Origin of the sequence: Congregibacter litoralis KT71 (assembly GCF_000153125.2) — a bacterium.
Lineage (GTDB): Bacteria > Pseudomonadota > Gammaproteobacteria > Pseudomonadales > Halieaceae > Congregibacter > Congregibacter litoralis.
In genome coordinates, this window is the sequence record NZ_CM002299.1 from 574,309 (window position 1) to 592,806 (window position 18,498).

At 58.0% G+C, this 18,498-nt stretch carries 14 protein-coding genes; 5 read left to right on the forward strand and 9 right to left on the reverse strand.

All coding sequences use genetic code 11. From position 1 onward, the window contains the following. Nucleotides 1-131: 131 nt before the first annotated feature. The 8 genes from KT71_RS02700 to KT71_RS02730 form a co-directional block, all read right to left on the reverse strand. Nucleotides 132-857: a hypothetical protein gene (locus KT71_RS02700; protein ID WP_008293019.1), complete on the reverse strand. Its 726-nt coding sequence runs from the start codon at nucleotides 855-857 to the stop codon at nucleotides 132-134. A 110-nt stretch (nucleotides 858-967) separates the two neighbouring features. After that, nucleotides 968-1,417 carry an amidohydrolase family protein gene (locus KT71_RS20845; protein ID WP_023659858.1) on the reverse strand — a complete coding sequence of 150 codons (450 nt, stop codon included), beginning with the start codon at nucleotides 1,415-1,417 and terminating at the stop codon, nucleotides 968-970. Beyond that, nucleotides 1,389-2,201 carry an amidohydrolase family protein gene (locus KT71_RS02705; protein WP_008293017.1) on the reverse strand — a complete coding sequence of 271 codons (813 nt, stop codon included), beginning with the start codon at nucleotides 2,199-2,201 and terminating at the stop codon, nucleotides 1,389-1,391. Before KT71_RS02705 ends, KT71_RS20845 begins: the two co-directional genes overlap by 29 nt. Then, on the reverse strand, nucleotides 2,198-3,175 hold the full coding sequence (locus KT71_RS02710; protein WP_008293016.1) for an SDR family NAD(P)-dependent oxidoreductase: 978 nt from the start codon (nucleotides 3,173-3,175) through the stop codon (nucleotides 2,198-2,200). Before KT71_RS02710 ends, KT71_RS02705 begins: the two co-directional genes overlap by 4 nt. Nucleotides 3,176-3,200: 25 nt before the next feature. Next, nucleotides 3,201-3,596: a nuclear transport factor 2 family protein gene (locus KT71_RS02715; protein ID WP_008293015.1), complete on the reverse strand. Its 396-nt coding sequence runs from the start codon at nucleotides 3,594-3,596 to the stop codon at nucleotides 3,201-3,203. Between the two features lie 50 nt (nucleotides 3,597-3,646). Then, complete coding sequence (locus tag KT71_RS02720; protein ID WP_008293014.1) at nucleotides 3,647-5,890, reverse strand: PQQ-dependent dehydrogenase, methanol/ethanol family; 2,244 nt, start codon at nucleotides 5,888-5,890, stop codon at nucleotides 3,647-3,649. Nucleotides 5,891-5,967: 77 nt separating this feature from the next. Continuing rightward, a complete protein-coding gene (locus KT71_RS02725) occupies nucleotides 5,968-7,053 on the reverse strand; it encodes a HupE/UreJ family protein (protein ID WP_202962384.1) in 1,086 nt (361 codons plus the stop codon). An 89-nt stretch (nucleotides 7,054-7,142) separates the two neighbouring features. Continuing rightward, a complete protein-coding gene (locus KT71_RS02730; RefSeq protein ID WP_023659860.1) occupies nucleotides 7,143-9,038 on the reverse strand; it encodes an adenine deaminase in 1,896 nt (631 codons plus the stop codon). Between the two features lie 300 nt (nucleotides 9,039-9,338). Between KT71_RS02730 and KT71_RS02735 the strand changes: the two genes are divergently transcribed. The 4 genes from KT71_RS02735 to KT71_RS02750 all read left to right on the forward strand — a co-directional run bounded on the left by KT71_RS02735 (nucleotide 9,339) and on the right by KT71_RS02750 (nucleotide 15,793). Beyond that, a complete protein-coding gene (locus tag KT71_RS02735; RefSeq protein WP_023659861.1) occupies nucleotides 9,339-11,357 on the forward strand; it encodes a S9 family peptidase in 2,019 nt (672 codons plus the stop codon). An 18-nt stretch (nucleotides 11,358-11,375) separates the two neighbouring features. Continuing rightward, nucleotides 11,376-12,665: a Zn-dependent hydrolase gene (locus KT71_RS02740; protein ID WP_023659862.1), complete on the forward strand. Its 1,290-nt coding sequence runs from the start codon at nucleotides 11,376-11,378 to the stop codon at nucleotides 12,663-12,665. Between the two features lie 126 nt (nucleotides 12,666-12,791). Continuing rightward, nucleotides 12,792-15,017 carry a tetratricopeptide repeat protein gene (locus KT71_RS02745; RefSeq protein WP_008293009.1) on the forward strand — a complete coding sequence of 742 codons (2,226 nt, stop codon included), beginning with the start codon at nucleotides 12,792-12,794 and terminating at the stop codon, nucleotides 15,015-15,017. Between the two features lie 122 nt (nucleotides 15,018-15,139). Next, the gene (locus tag KT71_RS02750; protein ID WP_008293008.1) at nucleotides 15,140-15,793 is read left to right on the forward strand and encodes a hypothetical protein; all 654 of its coding nucleotides are present in this window, start codon (nucleotides 15,140-15,142) and stop codon (nucleotides 15,791-15,793) included. A 66-nt stretch (nucleotides 15,794-15,859) separates the two neighbouring features. On the opposite strand, the gene KT71_RS02755 is transcribed toward KT71_RS02750, so the two are convergent. Further along, on the reverse strand, nucleotides 15,860-16,552 hold the full coding sequence (locus tag KT71_RS02755) for a nitroreductase (protein ID WP_023659863.1): 693 nt from the start codon (nucleotides 16,550-16,552) through the stop codon (nucleotides 15,860-15,862). Between the two features lie 151 nt (nucleotides 16,553-16,703). Between KT71_RS02755 and KT71_RS02760 the strand changes: the two genes are divergently transcribed. Further along, complete coding sequence (locus tag KT71_RS02760; RefSeq protein ID WP_023659864.1) at nucleotides 16,704-18,464, forward strand: alpha/beta hydrolase; 1,761 nt, start codon at nucleotides 16,704-16,706, stop codon at nucleotides 18,462-18,464. Nucleotides 18,465-18,498 lie beyond the last annotated feature (34 nt).

Genomic DNA, 18,498 nt, shown 5'->3' on the forward strand with positions numbered 1-18,498 from the left:
GAGTCAGAGAGAGCTCCGGGGTTGTTTTCAGCGATCGTGAGCGGACCATGACTGCCTTGTGTGCCGATCATGGATGCCGCAGGAAAGCCCGTCATAAAGGCCCCATGCAACTTTCTGTTGCGTTGCCGCTGTTAGCTGTACAGGTAATGATCCCGTTTGGAGAGCAGGGGGAGCCCCAGCATCGACGAGAGGGGGGTGTCGCTCTTGGATTGCAGTGGCAGTCCAAAGGAGCTGTTCTTGCCTTCCAGGCGATTGCTCTTCAGGGGCAGCTTCAACAGTGACGACAGGGGCGTGTCGCTGCTGCTCTTGATCTTCCAGCCGACCATGGAAGAAAAGGTGAAGTCCGACGCCAGGGGCTTGAACCAGCGGGACAGGTGACTGAGACCATCCTGCTTCAGGCTGAAACCCAGGGCCTCGGACATGGTGCCGTTCGCCAGGGTAGGCAGGCCCAGCATGTTGGACAGGGGAGTGGCCTGCTCGCTCAGGGGTACAAAGGGCTCGGGAGCCGGCACGTGGGAGTCCGGGAGCGGGTCGTGTTCATCCAGAATCACCTCGACCATACGCGATGCAATAAAGGGAGGCGTCGCGATCACCAGGGTGCGCCCTTCCGTGAGTCGGCTCATGTAAAACTCTGCGTGCTCGCCGAGCATGCTGCCCACACGTACCGCATGGCTTACCGCCCGGGTGTCCGGAGATGCTGCGGGAGCCTCCTCAGCGCTCGCTTCCCCCGTCATTTGCGGGGCGGCTTTGGGGCCTTCCATGACCGCAACGTCGTTGCTGCTATAACCAACTTCTACCAGAGCCTGTGCTGCAGCTCGTGCCCGACCTTCATCATCATACAAACGCGCTACTAACATCACCTGAATCCTCTTTTCGCAGGTTGTTTTGCCTTTCTAGAGAAGCATACGCCGGCTTTCAAAATTTGGACCGAAGTTGGACAAAAACTTTTTTTGCTTCCCACAGAAGATTAGCTCAGTAATTCAGGAAATAAAGTCGCGGCGTTTTTGCGAAGAATAGCGTCACGTATGGACGATCGCTGGGGGCTATCCGTGGTGATCAACACCTTGGCCAGGGTCGCGCCCAGGTGGTACCAGGGCCAGTCGGTGCCAAAGAGCAGGCGTTCCCCGCCCGTTTTTTTAATGATCCCATCCAGGCTCGTGACACCCTGGCCGTGGATCCCTATCCAGGCATTTTCATGTTTTGCTGCGAGATCGACCATGGCGTCACTGTCCCGTGCTCCTGCATGACCCAGAATCACCTGCAAGCGCGGAAAGTCTTCGAGTACCCGGGCATAGTGTCGCGGTACGGCAAAAGGCTGGCTGGACTCCGGCTCGATCCCTGCGCGCCCTCCATGAAAAAACACCACGATGCCGAGGCGCTGGGCTTCTTCACAAAAGGGGCATGAGGCTGGGATCATCGGGATAGAACTTTTGCACCGTCGGGTGCAGTTTCACGAGCTTTGAGCCCCCGGAGGCATAGCGACGCAACTGTTCCACGCGATCCTCATCGCGGGGATGTACGGAGCAGCCGGTGGTCAGACGATCACTCACCTCTGCCCGCGTAATGGCGTTTTGCCATTGTTCTGTCAGGTCGTCGCCAAAGGGCAGTCCCAGCTTAATGGGCAGGACAAAGGAATGCGCCACGCCCATGGCATCCATTTCTGCGATGAGATTGGGGATGGTGTGGCTGCGAACCACATCGTTGCCCCAGAGGCCCTGGGTGGTGAGTACTCTCTCGTTGTCCTTGAGCGCCTCCGGTGAGAAATTGCCGTTGATGTAGATATCCAGATCAAGCTCGCAGGGTGGGGTGCTCCCGTCGCAATCCAGCAGATGTCGCGTCCGCGGTGTCGCTGCCTGCAGGTCCAATTGAGGCTTGAAGAGAATCGACATGCCCAGGTGTGCGTGCACGTCGACGATGCCAGGGAGGCTGTCATCGATGCAGACAAGCTGCCCACGGTCGTCGATATCAAACCAGGGGAGCGTCGCCAGGCCGCGATACCCCGCATAGCGCTGTTCGCCATAGGGGCCTTTGCCTTTTTTCTCGGCTTCCTTTATTCGCTGCTTAGCGAGGAGGTCAATATCGGCCTGGGTGTAGCGCCCGGGAGGGATCGTATCGCTGCATCCCGGAACAAGGGACAGGGCAAACCCACCTGCGGTGGCGCCGAGAAATCGCCTGCGCGTCAGGTCCGCTGTGTTGGTCATTCCAGAGAGGTTCCCGTCAGCAACTCTGACAGCGACCAAAGTTTCTTCGCTTCGCCGGAGTCTATGGCATGGGCGTCGACACCGCTGAAACGCGCCTTATCACTGCCTTTTACGGTTTCGGCGGCGATGTTACAGTCTTCACAGTACACGCCGCCGTGGGCGTCTAACGCCGGCGCCGTAGCTGCCCAGACGCTGGTTGCGGCGCCTTGCTCGGGATTTTTGAAAATAGCGTTTACCGTGCCCTCTTCGTCGATCCAGCCCATGGCGATCATTTCTTCCCTGGGTAGATGACGCTGCAGAGGTGTCATGATCCCGCCGGGGTGAACGGCAAAGGCGCGGACGTCATCGCTCTTTCCCAGAGCGTCCAATTCCACCGCAAACAGACTATTGGCGGTTTTTGCCTGACCATAGGCAATCCATTTGTTGTACTCGTCTTCATCAAACATCAGGTCGTCCCAGCGGATAGGCGATAGTTTGTGTCCCGTGGACGACAGGGATACGACCCGCGCGCCGCCGCTGGCTTTGAGTGCAGGGTAGAGACGCATGGTCAGGGCGAAGTGCCCGAGGTGATTCGTTGCAAACTGCGCTTCGCGGTTCTGCGCGAGGCGAGTCTCGGGGCAGGCCATAATCGCGGCATTATTGATAAGCATGTCGATGCTTCTGCCGCGTTCCAAAAAGCGATTGGCAAAGTCTTGGACCGACTCAAGGTCGCCCAGATCGAGGATGTCGATCTCTATTTCGCCGGGCAGATCAGCGAAGGCCGCAAGCTCGGCCTTCGCGTGTTCCGGCCGTCGTGCCGGCACCAGCACTTTCGCGCCCGCCGTGGCCAGGGCGCGGGTCGTCTCCAGGCCGAGTCCGGAGTAGCCGCCGGTAACGACCGCCTGCTTGCCCGAGAGGTCTATGCCGTCGATGACCTCCAGCGCCGTGTTGTTGCCGTCAAAACCTGAGGCGATGGGCGTCTGGGCTGTAGTCATGCAAGGAATATCCTGTTTTTGGGGACTATGGCGAAGGCGGGGACACTAAGGACAGGGCTTCAATCAGGGATGCCGCAGCGGCCGTGTCCAGGTACTCCCGAAGGTTCTGCACCTTTCCGTCGACAACATCGGCGACCACGCAGACCCGCATATCCAGTGCGCTGCCATCGGGAAGCGTGGCGCGAACGCTGTGCTCCTCTACAAAGCCCGTATCCGTTGCAGAGCGTTTGGCATCTTCGTAGCGAAAGTTTTTCACGGCGCCCACGATCATCGCCGACAGGCCCAGGAGGCTGTCGAGATTCATGGCCGGGCCGTTGTTCTGTCGGGCTTTTAAGTCCGGCGCACAAAGGGCGCGGGCACGGTCCTGGTCGCCGCTTTCAAAAGCAGCAAACAGGGCTTCGCAGACTTCCGTATTTGTCACCTTGGCTCTCCGATGTCCGTTGTTTGCTCAGGCTGTTCTGTGATCCGGGTTCAGTCGGTCGCTGACGCCATCTCGCGCTCAGCCATATCGTTTCTTGCCTGCAGAATCACATAGGCACGGATTGATTCGATTTCTTCCTCGGTGAGGTGATCGGCAAAGGACACCATGCCCTTCTCTGCGAGAATTCCATCATGTACCACGCTTTTCCAGGCTTCGGCGTTGGTAGCGATGGGGGACCAGCGCAAATCAGGTAAAACGCCGGAGCTGATGGCGAAGGGGCCATGGCACACAGAGCAATTGCGCGCGTAGTGCACCAGACCTTCATTGATGGTCTCCTCGTCGCCGAAAGCAACCGCTGTCGTCATGCGGTCAACAAGGGGTAGGTCGGGGGCGGGTATCTCGCCTGTGCCGCCGAGCTTGAACGCGACGACTTTTCCGAGCTTGGCCGTTACTTTATCGTCATAGGCAAAGCCCGCGGTCAGACCGAAGGCAGAGCCCCAGCCCGTGGTGATCGCCACGTATTGCTCGCCATCAATGGCGTAGGTGCCTGGCCCGGCATTCGCACCCGACTGCAGGTTGTAGGACCAGAGCTCCTCACCGGTCGCTGCGTCGTAGGCAAAAAATTCTCCATCCAGGCGCGCCTGAAAGACCAATCCTCCTGCGGTGGACAGTACCCCGCCATTCCAGGCGTTGGCATGCTCCACGCTCCATCGGGGCTGCTGTGTTTTGGGATCCCAGGCAATGAGCCGACCTTTAAGGGTCGCTCTCGCCGCCTTGATATCTGTCGACCTCACTTCGGCCGGTACTAAGGCAGCGAAGTCTGCACCGGTGTTCCAGCCCGTAGTGTTGTTTGCGTAGCGCGAATCTGCACCGTAGGCCTGGGGGATTTCCTGAGCCGGGATGTATGCCAGACCCTCCGTCGGGTTAAATGCCATGGGATGCCAGTTATGCGCACCCAGCGGTCCCGGCAAAAGCACCACGGGATTTGCACCGTAGCGCGCACCCTCGGCTTCTATGGGACGTCCGGCCTCATCCAGGCCTGTCGCCCAGGTCATGGGGCCAAAAGCGCTGCCGGAAATGAACTGTCCGGTCTCGGCATTGACGACGTAGAAGAAGCCATTCTTGGGTGCCTGCATGGCGACCCGCAAGGGGGCTCCGGACTCACCGAGAGGTAGGTCTGCAAGGATGATTGATTGGGTTGCGGTGTAATCCCAGTTGTCGCCGGGAGTTGTCTGAAAGTGCCAGCGGTAGCGGCCTGTCTCGGCGTCGACAGCGACAATGGAGGACAGGAACAGGTTATCGCCGCCCGAGGGATCCCGGAAGTCGCGGTTCCATGGGGAGCCATTGCCGACACCAAAAATGATCTGATCGTTGACCTCATCGTAGACGATGGAGTCCCAGACAGTGCCGCCGCCGCCATCGGTCACCCAGTGACCCTCGTCGCCCCAGCTGTCATTGGCAAATCTGGCAAAGACCTCGTCAGAAATTTCGTTGTCCGGCTCTTTGTTGGGATTCGGTACCGTATAGAAACGCCAGATTTTCTCGCCGGAGTTTGCATCGTAAGCACTGAGATAGCCGCGCACACCCATCTCGGCGCCACCGTTACCGATGAGCACCTTGCCGTCGACTACGCGGGGTGCTCCGGTGATCGTATAGGGTTTGGACTGATCGACGGTGACGATGCTCCAGTTGCGTTCTCCCGTTTTGGCATCCAGCGCTTCGAGACGTCCGTCAATGACGCCTACAAATACCTGTCCCTCATACACCGCGACACCACGGTTAACGACGTCGCAGCAAGCGTTAACGCCCACGGCCTTGTCCACCTCGGGGTCATAGACCCAAAGCTCCTCTCCCGTTTCGGCATCCAGGGCGTATACCAGGGACCAGGCGGAGGTGACGTACATAACGCCGTCGACCACGATGGGCGTGGCCTCTACGCCGCGATTGGTTTTGAGTTCGTAGGTCCAGGCAACGCCCAGGTCCGCTACATTTTCACGATCAATATTCGTGAGTGATGAGTGGCGCTGTTCGTCGTAGCTGCCACCATAGGTCAGCCATTCCTCGCTGGCGCCGGTGTCGATGATGCGTTGGGTAGTGACATCTGCAAAGGCCTCAACGGGAGCCTCTGCGGGCGCAACGGCAACCTCCTCGCTCTGTTTACTACAGCCACCCATAACGATAAGCGGCAGAATCAGGGCGGCGGTTTTTGCGATGGATGAGCTTTGCTTGCCGGTGGAGGCCGAAGCACCCGGATTGGCAGCGGCGGATGGCGTTAACGGACAAAACATGGACATGGTGAAATCGACCTTATTGTTAGTTAGACCGCCAGTCTAGGATGACAATCGTCTCTTGAACAGTGCCATCTGCGGCCCTAAAAAAAACGCATCACGGCAATACCCAGGGTTGCGATGATGACCAGTGCAGAGCCGAGCTGTTTCCATTTCACGTCGCCAGATAGCAGACGCGGGAGTAACAGTCCGAGGATGCCCAGATCGAGAAGGAAAAACACCTGGGCCGCCTCCACACCAAGGTTGAATGCCAGAAGGCCCGTGACAAGAAAGTCGGCGGGAAGCCCGATGTCGCGCAGGGCTGACGCAAAGCCCAGTCCGTGGATGAGTCCGAAGAAAATGACCAGGGGATAGCGGGTGTGAGCTCTTGCGCGGCCCCGGAGATTAGCGATGGCCACCCAGAGAATGCTGAGCAGGATCAGGGGTTCGACGATGGCTGCCGGTGCGCTGAACCAACCCAGTGCCGTGAGGGCGAGGCTCAGGGAGTGCGCCAGGGTAAACAGCGTCACGATGCCCACGAGTCCCGCAAACGATGCGGACCCGAAAAACAGTGCAGCCACGAATAACAGATGATCCACACCGTCCGGGAAAATGTGCCGGAACCCGGTAACAAACAGATCGGTAAACACGGCTCGGGCTTCTGCAGCGTTGTCTGTCATATTGTTGGTGACCGTAGGCTCGGCTCCTGTCGCCTCGCTGTCCATGCTGGGAATCACAAAGGCGGGGGAGCGTTGACCCGTGACCAGCCACCGCGTTTGCTTACGACCACTCACCGCATCAATCAGCGTGTTCGCGATGGGCTCTTCAAATCGAAAGTTCTCGAGGTAAGTAATTCGCAGGGTGATCGGTGCCCGAACGGATTCGGGCAGGGTACCCACAAGCCGCAGTTGACTGCGCGGCCAGCCGAGGGGGTCGAGGAACTCTTCCCGGGAGGCATCGGGCAGTCGCAGTTCCGCAAGCGTGAGGCTGACGGGTTCGCCATTAGCGGTAAGCGCCAGGGCTGCCGGGAGGGGCGCCAGGGCTGCAGCGATGGTACTGTCGGCGAGGGGCTGGCTTTTCTGACTCCAGGACCAGTAGGACTCGCGACTGCCGGCGGTTGCCAGCAGGTCCAGGGTGAGCTCGGCGGTGATGCTGCCATCTGCCTCCAGGGACACCGAGGATCGGGACATGTTTAGCAGATGCGCTTGGGCATTGCCTGCTGCGAGAAGCAGAGCGAGCAATAGAGCAAGAGGTTGCCCCAGAAACGGGACCAGGCGCATCACCAGGCGACGGGGTGTGTCTCGCCGGTAGTGATGTTCACGAGTCCGCCGGGGTTATCGGCGTAGGGCGCTACCAATTGCCACTTCCAGGGCGATGCGGTTAAAAACGCAAAGCGCATGCGCTCCGGCAAACCCGGATTGCCGATCCACTCCATCTGATCAGCGGCATTGAAGAGCGCCTCTACTTCGGCGCCTACTTCCGTGACGGAGCGCTGGGAGACCAGGCCCGCAACTTCCAGACGAACCTTGGCGACGACAACACCATCGTGCACCAGCGCCCAGCCACCCTGCATCTCGGCGACGGTGTTTGCCGCCAACGCCATAGCCGCATCGTCATTGCCCAGGGCCCAGATGTTGTGAAGATCATGGGATTGGGAGCTGGCCAGGGCGGAGCGGGGAGAGACTGGTCCCACGTTACGCCAAAACATGGTGGAGAGTGCCGCATCGCCGTGATAGCGATCAATCATGGCGACTTTGCTGATGCCCCGTGAAGGGTCGGCGTGCAGTTCACCGTCGGTGACGGCGAGCGTGTCTTTGGGCAGCTCAGGTTTGAAGTAGAAAGGCTCAAGGACAGCGATATCCATCTCATCGCGATTCGACGGTGCAGGCATGGCAAAGTCCTTGGCGGTGAGTTTGCGACCCACGTTCATGGTGTTCGTTGCCCAGGACGGATACTCGATCTCGGGTACATCTAATAGGTACTTGCCGTTCTGCGCGGCCAGCTGCCCGCTGGCGTATACCGATTCCACGGCGACGGTATCGGGGTCCGTGAGGAGCACAATATCCGCGAAGCGCCCCGGCGCGATGCTGCCTACCAGGTGATCGATATGAAAGTGCCGGGCGGTATTGTAGCTACCCAGCTGATAGGCAATCTTTGTGGGAACGCCCGCTTTAATGGCCGAACGAATGTTGTAGTCCATGGATCCCAGCTGGGTGGTGGTGTGCACATCGCGATCATCGGTGGTGACAGAGATGTTGCTCCAGTCGCTGATGCCTTCCTTTATAAGGAAAGGGAACAAATCACGCATGGCGCGGACTTTCACTTCCAGAAACACACCGCGGCGAAGTTTCTCCAGCCCCTCGTCAGGTAGGCGAACCTCATGATCCGAGGACAACCCCGCCGCCGCAAAGGCGTTAATCTCCGCCGATGTCACAAGACCCGCACCGTGGCCTTCGACGACCCCCCGGTTCTGCCGGGTCGCCTGCATCATGCCCCAGATACGTTTGTGGCCGGGCGCCTCCAGTTCGCTGACGGCCGTCCAGTCCATGACTTCGCCTAAACCGACAACCCGCAGGTCGCGATCCATAAAAGCCGCCATCTCATCGTGACCGTAGTAGCCGCCGCCGGATTCATAGACCGTAGGTGGCGTTGCTGAGCCTACGGCCGGGAAGATCTTCAGGGGGCTCCCTGCATCCTCGGCGTAAAGCCAGAAGTCCACATTGTTCTTGCCCACGACATTGGAGATTTCGTGGGAGCCCTCTACGGTCCAGGTGCTGCCAAAGGGCACGACCAGCTCCGCTTCGTACTCCGGCGTGAGGTAGCTGCTCTCGATATGTTTATGGGATTCACCAAAGCCGGGAACGGCCCACAAGCCGCTGGCATCACGCGTGGCGAGAGCTTTGCCCGTAAAGTTGCCGCTATTACCCACCCAGGCGATGCGATCGCCCGCGATGGCGATGTCCTGTGCATTCTCCCAGTTGCCCGTGAAGACGTTCAGCAGGGTGACGTTGCGAATGAGTAAGTCTGCGGGGACGCGGCCCAGAGAAACCTGCAATAGCTGACGGCGCGTTTCTGATTCGGCCGAGAAAGCCGTAGTCTCTTCGCGAAACCCCGGCAGAGATTGCGCGAAGATCTGGCTGCTAAGCAGACAAAGAGTGACTAACAGAATTCGCATGGGATTCTCCGCGGTGGTGGGGTTTGGCGTGACCAATGATAGCCCAGGTGCCTGTCGCATCTTCAAGCCATAATCTCGAAGCAAAAAGGCCTGTAGTCTCCGTTCCGGCGATAGGCTATGGTTTGTCCTGACGCCTTTGCAGGCATCTTTTGTGGGGTTTCTCGGCGAGCTAAAACGGCGCAAAGTCTTTCGCGTGGCAGAGGGGCAGCGGATTCAGCGTGGTTGACGGGTTTTTTAAAAACAGTAGCCTCTGATACGGCTTGTCTCTTCTTTCATTTGCCCTGCTCCTGAGGACTCACCATGCGATTTGTGACTTCCTGTATGTTTTTTCTCGCCTTAGGTATTTCTTTGGCGACGGCGGGCGCCCAAGCCCAGCCCAACCCCGAATCACGCGTGATGACCATCGATGACCTCATGGCGATGGAGCGCGTACGGGATCCCCAGATCAGCCCCGATGGGCGCTGGGTGGCCTATACCGTTAGTCAGAAAGATCTTGAGGAAGACAAATCCCGCACCCGAATCTGGATGATGTCGACGGAGGGCGGTGAGCCCATTCCCATGACCTCGCCGGATAGCTCCGCAAGCCGCCCCCGCTGGAGCCCTGACAACAAGTATCTGAGCTTTACCGCATCGCGCGGTGAAAACGCCAGGACGCAGGTTTGGAGTCTCAACCGCCTGGGCGGTGAAGCTATGCAGGTCACGAACGTTAAGCAAGGCGTCAGCGACTTTGCCTGGTCGCCCGACGGAACTCGGCTTTTGCTCACGATCAAAGATCCCCGCCCCGCGGATTTGACCGAAGACAAAGACGATGACGATAAGCCGCTGCCTTACGTTATCGATCGCATGCAGTTTAAACAGGACTATCAGGGCTACCTGGATCGTCGGCGCGATCACCTTTATGTGTACACCCCGGGTGATGACGCGCCGGTGCAGATCACCTTTGGTGACTACGATGATGATGATCCGGTATGGAGTCCCGATGGCAAGTCTGTCGCCTTTGTCAGCGATCGCTCGGAAAATCCCGACCTTTACTACGGCAGCAATATCTGGGTTGTCGATGTTGATGATGAAAACCACCGCCTCAAAAAAATCACCAAGGACAGCGGACGGGAGCGGTCTCCAAGCTGGAGCCCTGACGGTAAGAGTATTGCTTACATCAGTTCCCTGGGGCCCGACGTGGGCGGCTCGGCGCTAACACCCACCCGACGTCTCGCTTTGGCGCGTCTGGACGGCGAGAAACGTCAGATCCTGACGCCGAAACTCGATCGTAACCTGTCGGATCCGCAATTCAGTGACGATGGGCGGCGAATCAGTTTTCGCCTCGAGGACGAGGGTCAGGTTCACCTTGCCTCCATCGGCACGGATGGAAAAAACTTCCGGCGCGATCTCGAAGGGCCGGTTACGGTGCGTGATGTCGCGCGCAGGGGCGATATGACCGTGGTCTTGGCTGAGAGCGCCGATCAGCCCGCCAATCTGTTTTCCCTCAGTGATGGATACCTCTCGACACTCACCTCGGTTAACGCGGAGCTCCTTGCGGATGTCTCTCGTCCCCAGGTTGAGAAGCGCGCTTTTGCCAGCGCCGATGGCACCGAAGTGGAAGCCTTTTATGTGAAGCCCGTGGGCTACGAAGAGGGCAAGCGCTACCCCACAATTTTATGGCTGCACGGCGGACCCGCCTCGCAGTTCTCCTATAGCTACCGCGATACGGCACAGCTTTTTGCCGCGAATGGTTACGCAGTGATCATGCCCAACCCCCGGGGTTCTGTCGGTTACGGCGAGGCCTTTGCCAAAGGCACTGTCGCCGCCTGGGGCGAAAAGGATGTTGAGGACGTACTTGCAGCGGTGGACCACGGAATAGAGATCGGTCTGGTCGATGGCGACCGCATGGGTGTGGGCGGCTGGTCTTACGGCGGGATTCTCACTAATTACGTGATTACCCAGAGCACGCGATTCAAGGCCGCGTCCTCCGGCGCGAGTTTGGGCCTGGTGCCCGCTAACTACGGCCATGATCAGTATCAGCTGATGTATGAACTGGAGTTTGGCCTGCCCTGGGAGAACCGCGAGCGCTGGGATGCCCTGTCGCCGTTTTGGAAGGTTGAAGACATCACTACGCCAACGTTGTGGATGGGCGGAGAAGTGGATTGGAACGTTCCCATCATTAATTCCGAGCAGATGTACATTGCCATGAAGCGTCTGGGTGTCGACACGCAGTTGGTCGTCTACCCGGATGAGCATCACGGGATTCGTCGACCGAGCTTTATCAAAGATCGCTACCAGCGCTGGCTTGCCTGGTTTGATCAATACCTGAAAGCACCCTAAAAACGCCGGGAGAGTTCCATGAGACTATTTGTTGGCTTCGTTGCCTTGATGCTGAGCCAGAGCCTGGCCTTTGCGCAGCCGCTGCTCACCGCCACCGCCGAGCGCATGCAGTCGCGCATCGAAGCCTTGGCTGCCTTTGGTGCCAATCCCGAGGGAGGTGTCAGCCGCGTCGCCTTTACCGATGCAGATTTAGCCGCCCGGGAATGGCTCAAGGCAGAGCTGCGTGAGTTGGGCCTGTCCGTGCGCACGGACACGGCAGGCAACATCATCGGTCGCCGCGAAGGCTCCCAGCCGGGCTTTCCGCCGATTATGTTTGGCTCGCACATCGACTCCGTGCCCGGCGGTGGCAACTACGACGGGCAGGTGGGGGTGGTGGGCGCCTTGGAAGTCATCAGCGTTTTGAATGACGCCGATATTACTACCCGTCACCCCCTGGAATTCGTCAGCTTTACCGACGAAGAGGGCGGTCTGGTGGGCAGCCGGGCCATGGTGGGTAAGCTCACCCAGGCCGGCATGGATGTTGTGTCCAACAGTGGCCTGGTTACCCGCGATGGCATCGCTCGCGTCGGTGGCGATCCCGAGCGCATCGCCGAGGCGGCTCGCAGCCCCGAGAGTCTCCGCGCCTTTTTTGAGCTGCACATCGAGCAGGGCGGGATTCTCGAGCAAAAGAATCTTCAGATCGGTGTCGTCGAGGGCATTGTGGGAATTCAGTGGTGGGACATCACCGTAAGCGGTGTGGCCAATCACGGCGGTACTACCCCCATGCCGCAACGCGTTGATGCTCTGGTGTCCGCCTCGGAACTGACCCTGGCGATTAATCGCATTGCCCTGGAGCTCGAAGGCCGTCAGGTGGCCACCGTGGGCCGCATAGAGGCCTTCCCCGGAGCGCCCAACGTCGTGCCGGGCAAGGTGGTGATGAGTCTGGAAGTACGGGATCTGAGCGAGAATAAAATTTGGGAGGTGTTCAGGCTCATTGAAGCCGAAGCAGCGCGCATCGCGACCGCCCGGGGCACGACCATCAGCTTTACGGAGTTGGACACGGCATCACCGCCGGCACCGACGGACACCGAGACGCGTGACATTATCGAAGCGGCGGCTAAGCGTCTGGGTTACAGCTACCAGCGTATGCCCTCGGGCGCGGGGCACGATGCCCAGGATCTTGCTCAGATAACGCCTACGGGTATGATTTTTGTGCCCAGCAAGGGTGGCATCAGTCATTCACCCTTTGAGTACACCTCACCCGAAGACATGGCGCGGGGCGCGTCGGTGCTCTTACAGGCGATTTTGGCAACGGATGATCAAAGCTAGGGTCGTAGAGCGCCGTAGTTGCGATGATGTGTCGAAGCTTCATGAGACATTGCCCCGTAGTTTGATCAGTAGTGCTGCGAGACCGAATGCGCTATCGTCAGTGCATCCGGTTTTGAGGTTAATGATGTGAGCTTTCTCGGCGAACTCAAGCGTCGTAATGTCTTTCGCGTAGCGGGCGTGTATGTGGTCGTCAGCTGGGTGATCGTGCAGGTTGCCGCCACGCTGGAAGAGGCCATCTCCTTACCAGCTTGGTTTGACGCCGTAGCCGTGTCCTTTCTCGCTATCGCATTCCCCATTGTTGTGGTGTTTGCCTGGGCATTTGAGCTGACCCCCGAGGGAATTCAGCGCACTTCCGCCGTATCAACCGAAGACAGTATTACGGAGCAGACGGCCTCTAAGCTCGATATGGTGCTGATTCTGGCGCTGCTAGTGTTTGCCGGGGCGATGGTGTTACCGCGGTTTCTTCCTCAAGAGACGGTTCCCGCCGCAGAGACTGTGGCGTCCGCGTCGACCTCAGACGAGGCGATGGTTGCGGCGGCTACGCCACCTGTTCAAGACGCATCTATTGCCGTATTACCTTTTGCTGATCTGTCGCCCGATGGTGATCAGGAATACTTTGCCGACGGTATCTCCGAAGAGCTGTTGAACGTACTGGCGCAGGTCGATGGCATGAAGGTGGCGGGTCGCACCTCGTCTTTTGCCTTCAAGGGTCGTAACGAAGATCTTCGCGAGATCGGCCAGGTGCTCAATGTGGCACATATTCTCGAGGGATCCGTGCGCAGCCAGGGCGATAAGGTGCGGGTGACCGCGCAGCTGATTCAGGTGAGCGATGGTTTCCATTTGTGGTCGCAAACCTACGACCGCGATCTCAGCGATATTTTTGCCGTGCAGGATGACATTGCGCAGCAGATTCTGGTCGCGATGACCGATGAGTTGATGTCGGATAAGGCACCGTCTATCGCGCCGGCCGCTCGCACAGACATCAGTGCTTTCAATTTGTTTTTGGAAGCTCGGGACCTGATTTCTACCCGTGACGAAGCCGCCATGCAGCGGGCGCTGGAATTACTCAATCAGGCGATAGAGATAGATCCGACCTATGCGCCGGCGTATGCATCCCGCGCCAAGGCCTACACGTTGCTCTCGGACCGGCCTGGGTCCTACGGGAGTATCCCGGCCAAAGAGGCGTTGGCGCATGCGCGTGCAAACGTCGACAAAGCGCTTGCGCTGGACTCAAAACTTGCTGACGCTTATGCAGTACAGGGTTTGATTAACGCTGATACGGGCAGACCGGATTTTGCGGTATCGAGCTTGCGGCGGGCGATAGAACTCAACCCTAACTCCTTGGATGCGCGCAACTGGCTAGGCCTGGCTCTTTCGTTTAATGGTCGGCTTCGGGACGTGGCAGATCAATTAAAGACCCTGGTTGACATTGATCCTCTCTACCGTCCAGGCGTGACCAATACAATTCTATATAACTATCGTATTGGCGATTTTGAAACCGCCAAGAAAGTAGGCGAGCGTTACATTCGCGCTAATCCGGGAAGAGCCGAGAGCATAAGACTTCAATCAGGACTTTTGAACCTTGATAATCAACCTGCCGAGAGCATTCTTCTGCAGGAAACCGTGCCGCTGGAAGAGTTCGACCGCCGAACCTCCGGGGAATTGCGGTCTCAATATTACGACCTCGGTATCAATGCCGAGTACAACGGGCCCCATAAGCTTCGACCGCTCTTTGAGCCCTACGGGGATTTTAAAGAGGGCAATGAATCTGAGGCGCTTGCCAAGGCCCGCAAAGCCGTTGCTGATTTTCCTGAGTACTACGCAGCACATACCATTTACATACGAGTGCTGTCTGAAACGAAATCTGATGCTGAGCTTGCCGGGCATTTCGCCTCGGCGTTTGATGGCAGCCTGGAGACTTACGCAACCAAATTGCGTCCATCGGTGACAGTGAACCCTCCGCCCTATTCCGAGTTGGCGCTGGCGCTGCGTACCGTCGGTGACAATGCCGGCTATGACGATGCAATGCAGCGCTGGCGCTTCACCATCGATATGTTTCGTGCGGGCGGCGACGTGTCTCCAGGGCGTGATCTTGATGAAGCGCTGTACCTGGCGATTGCCGGCGACGACGAGGCGAGCATCGATTTTTTGGAGTCAGCCTTTGCTAAGCGCCACCCCCTGGACGTGTTTTTGTTTAAATCTCGAGCCTTTAAGTCCTTGGAGCTTCACCCGCGCTTTGCGGCTCTTCGTCGCGCGAACCTCGTGCGCGTCAATGAAGAGCGCGCGATCCTTGGTTATCCGCCGTTGGATGAGAGCTACTACGGGATAGAGACTGCATCTACCTCTGACTAGCTTGCCCTCGGGAATTTGGTAGATTTGCTGCGCGCGACGTAACGAGTCCATAGCGCGATAGAACGCATACAGTAATCGTAAGACCCTACGCTACACTGCGCTTTTGTCGAGAGATTCTGCAAATGCTTCGCTCCCTCCTCGTTCCGGTCCTGTTCCTGCCTCTGGTTGGCTGTGTTTCCAGCGGTGTTCGCGATGTGGAAGTGACGCCGCCCAAGACCCTCGATACGCAAATAGGCAGCTCGCTTGTTTTGAATCTACCGGCGGGTGACTTCGTGGTGGAGTCCTCGGAAGATGACTTGCTGCACGTGGCTGTGCGGTTTTTCTGTAGCGCCGACGGTGAAACCTGTCGTAAAAACGCAGAGGAGGCGGGCATCGTGATAACCCAGCAGGGCGACAGGTCTACGCTGTCATTCAAGCCTTCTTCAGCCTATACAACGCGACACGCTGATTTGCGTTTTACCGTGCAGGTGCCAGAGATCGAAGATCTGGATATTGGTATGGATGCTGGGGCTTTGGCAGTCGACCTTCCCAGTGGTTGCCTGAATGTGAAAGCCGGCGCCGGCGATGTGAGCATCCGAGTTCCCGCCGCCAGCGTTGGCACCGTCAAGCTTGACGCCAACATTGGCGATGCCAACCTGCAAACACCAGGTAAGGAGGTCTTTGACGAGCGCAAACTCCTCGTAGGCTCCGAGGTGCTTTGGGAACAGGGCACCGGCAGCTGTACGCTTCGCGCAAAGCTTCAGGCCGGTAACCTGAGTGTGCGCTTAACAGATTAGTGGTGCCTTGCGGGTGACGCCTAAGGTTTTCTTTCCGCATTCATGAGTGCTGACCCTGTTCCCGATTCATTCAAAGCCGAGAAAAGTGGCAACGTCGTCGACGGGGCGTCGTTTTGACACGACGGCATTAGCCGGAAAGCTCTCGTCGGGGTAACCCAGCGCAATACTGATCAGGATCACCTGGTCTTCAGGAATATTGAGGTGCTCGCGTACCACCGGCGAGTGCATAACACCCTGACTGTTAATCACGGATCCAACGCCTCGGGACCAGGCGGCATTGACCAGCATGTTGCTCAGGGCGCCGCAGTCAAAGGGCGCAATATCGCCACCCTGCAATTGCTTATCGTAGGTGATCACCATCAACAGGGGTGCGTCGAAAATTCGAAAGCCCCGCATGGTCCAGTTATCCCGGCCGGCTTTGTCATCCCGCACAATACCCATGGCCTCAAAGAGCTGAACCGCGACTTCGATCTGACGTTTGCGATGGTCACCTTCATAGGCACCGGACTCCATACGTTCGAAGGACGGCGCGGTACCTGATGCGGTGCGCTCGGTACTGTCCCGACGAATCGCCTCTAATACATCACCGGCAGCAATATGCACATGCCAGGGCTGGGAGTTGTAAGAAGAGGGCGCGCGCGTTGCCAGGGACACAATTTCTTCGATCACAGGCTTTGGGATCGGGTCGGGTTTAAAACCGCGAATACTTCGCCGGCCTAAAACAACCTCATCGAATCCTCTTTCAAGATCTTCACTCACTCCACTTCACTCCCTTCTTTATGTATGTGTTCCGCAATCTTGGGCTCGGCTTTGCCCGACATGCGGGCCCGCCATTTTACATAGCTCGCAATGATCAAGAGAAAACCATTGTGCTATGGTCGCCTGCATATTTTTTGAGGACGCTCCGATTATGAAACTACCTCTTAAAGCCCTTACCACCGTAGTGCTCCTTGGCGGCTTATGGGGCTGCAACGAAGCGCCCATGGCGACCGCCGTGCCCGCTGCTGAGCAGCCCGCTTCGGGGCCTGCTTTCACCATTCGTTTTGACGAGGCCCTGGGGACGCAACCCCAGGACGGCCGCCTGCTCCTTATGCTCTCCAACACGGACCGCGACGAGCCCAGGTTTCTTGTTGATAACTCCCTGGACACCCAGCTGATTTACGGTCGCAATGTCAGCGATTGGGCACCGGGTGCCGACATGCTCATCGACGCTGCGCATATTGGCTTTCCCATTAACTCGCTGGCGGAACTCCCTCCGGGGCGCTACTTCGTTCAGGCGCTGTTGAATCGCTACCAGGACTTTACATTGAGCAACGGCAAAACCGTGAGCCTGCCGCCGGATCAGGGTGAGGGCCAGCAATGGAATCGCAAGCCCGGTAACTATCTGTCAGAGCCCGTAGCCCTCGATATCACCCCCGATGGTGTGTACGAGATTGTGCTGGATCAGCAGATTCCCCCCATAGAGCCGGCCCGGGACACGGAGTTTGTTAAGCATGTGCGCATGAAGAGTGAACTGTTGTCGGAGTTCTGGGGTGAGGATGTGTATCTGGGCGCGCACGTTTTGCTGCCCCACGGCTTCGAGGAGCATCCCGAGGCACGCTACCCCCTCATGGTGTTTCACGGGCATTTTCCCAGTGACTTTGGCGCCTTTCGTCCCGAGCCGCCGGACCCTGATCTCGAGCCGGTGTACAGCGAGCGCTTCAGCATGGAAGGCTACAACATTATCCAGCAACAGGAGGCGCACAATAACTACCTGCGTTGGATAGCCGATGACTTCCCGCGTTTTCTGGCCATCGAGATCCAGCATCCCACGCCCTATTACGACGATTCCTATGCCGTGAACTCTGCAAGCCAGGGCCCCTACGGTGACGCGATCAACTATGAGCTGATTCCCTTTATCGAAGAGCAGTTCCGCGGCATCGGCGAAGGCTGGGCGCGATTTACCTACGGCGGCTCCACGGGCGGCTGGGAGGCCATGGCTACGCAGATGTTTTACCCCGATGAGTTTAACGGGGCCTTTGTCGCCTGCCCCGATCCCATCGATTTTCGTGCCTACCTCACCATGAACATCTACGAAGACAGCAACGCCTACTACTACCCGAGTGATTTTCAGAAGATCCCCAGACCCGGGCGACGGGATTATCTGGGTAATGTCACGGCGAGCATCAAGGATCAGAATGACCTGGAGCGTGTGCTGGGCGATCGCAACCGCTCGGGGCAGCAGTTTGATATCTGGGAGGCGACCTTCTCGCCCATGGATGACGACGGTTACCCTGCGGATCTCTGGGATCCCGAGACGGGCGACATCGATCCGGAAATAGCGGCCTATTGGAAAGAGAATTTTGATCTTAGCTATATCCTGCGCCGTGATTGGGAAACTCTGGGTCCTAAACTTGAAGGCAAGCTACATATCTACACCGGTGACATGGATAACTACTATCTCAATAATGCCGTGTACCTCGTCGAAGAGTTTTTGGAGAGCACAACCGCGCCGTATTACGGCGGCGAAGTGGACTATGGTGATCGCGCGGAACACTGCTGGAATGGTGATCAGGAGAACGGCAACCACCTGTCTCGCCTGCGCTACAACTGGATGTACGTGCCCAGGATACTCAAGCGTATCGAGGAAAGTGCGCCCGAAGGCGCTGATGTGAGCAGCTGGAGATATTAAACTGGCCGTTGATCTTCAATCTTCAAGAAAAGGT

What these genes read in the sequence shown, in the direction of transcription:
- KT71_RS02700 (WP_008293019.1), bottom strand. Translation starts at nt 857, where the DNA reads ATGTTAGTAGCGCGTTTGTATGATGATGAAGGTCGGGCACGAGCTGCA.
- KT71_RS02710 (WP_008293016.1), bottom strand. Translation starts at nt 3,175, where the DNA reads ATGACTACAGCCCAGACGCCCATCGCCTCAGGTTTTGACGGCAACAAC.
- KT71_RS02725 (WP_202962384.1), bottom strand. Translation starts at nt 7,053, where the DNA reads ATGTCCCGATCCTCGGTGTCCCTGGAGGCAGATGGCAGCATCACCGCC.
- KT71_RS02720 (WP_008293014.1), bottom strand. Translation starts at nt 5,890, where the DNA reads ATGTCCATGTTTTGTCCGTTAACGCCATCCGCCGCTGCCAATCCGGGT.
- KT71_RS02750 (WP_008293008.1), top strand. Translation starts at nt 15,140, where the DNA reads ATGCTTCGCTCCCTCCTCGTTCCGGTCCTGTTCCTGCCTCTGGTTGGC.
- KT71_RS02705 (WP_008293017.1), bottom strand. Translation starts at nt 2,201, where the DNA reads ATGACCAACACAGCGGACCTGACGCGCAGGCGATTTCTCGGCGCCACC.
- KT71_RS02735 (WP_023659861.1), top strand. Translation starts at nt 9,339, where the DNA reads ATGCGATTTGTGACTTCCTGTATGTTTTTTCTCGCCTTAGGTATTTCT.
- KT71_RS02730 (WP_023659860.1), bottom strand. Translation starts at nt 9,038, where the DNA reads ATGCGAATTCTGTTAGTCACTCTTTGTCTGCTTAGCAGCCAGATCTTC.
- KT71_RS02740 (WP_023659862.1), top strand. Translation starts at nt 11,376, where the DNA reads ATGAGACTATTTGTTGGCTTCGTTGCCTTGATGCTGAGCCAGAGCCTG.
- KT71_RS20845 (WP_023659858.1), bottom strand. Translation starts at nt 1,417, where the DNA reads ATGATCCCAGCCTCATGCCCCTTTTGTGAAGAAGCCCAGCGCCTCGGC.
- KT71_RS02760 (WP_023659864.1), top strand. Translation starts at nt 16,704, where the DNA reads ATGAAACTACCTCTTAAAGCCCTTACCACCGTAGTGCTCCTTGGCGGC.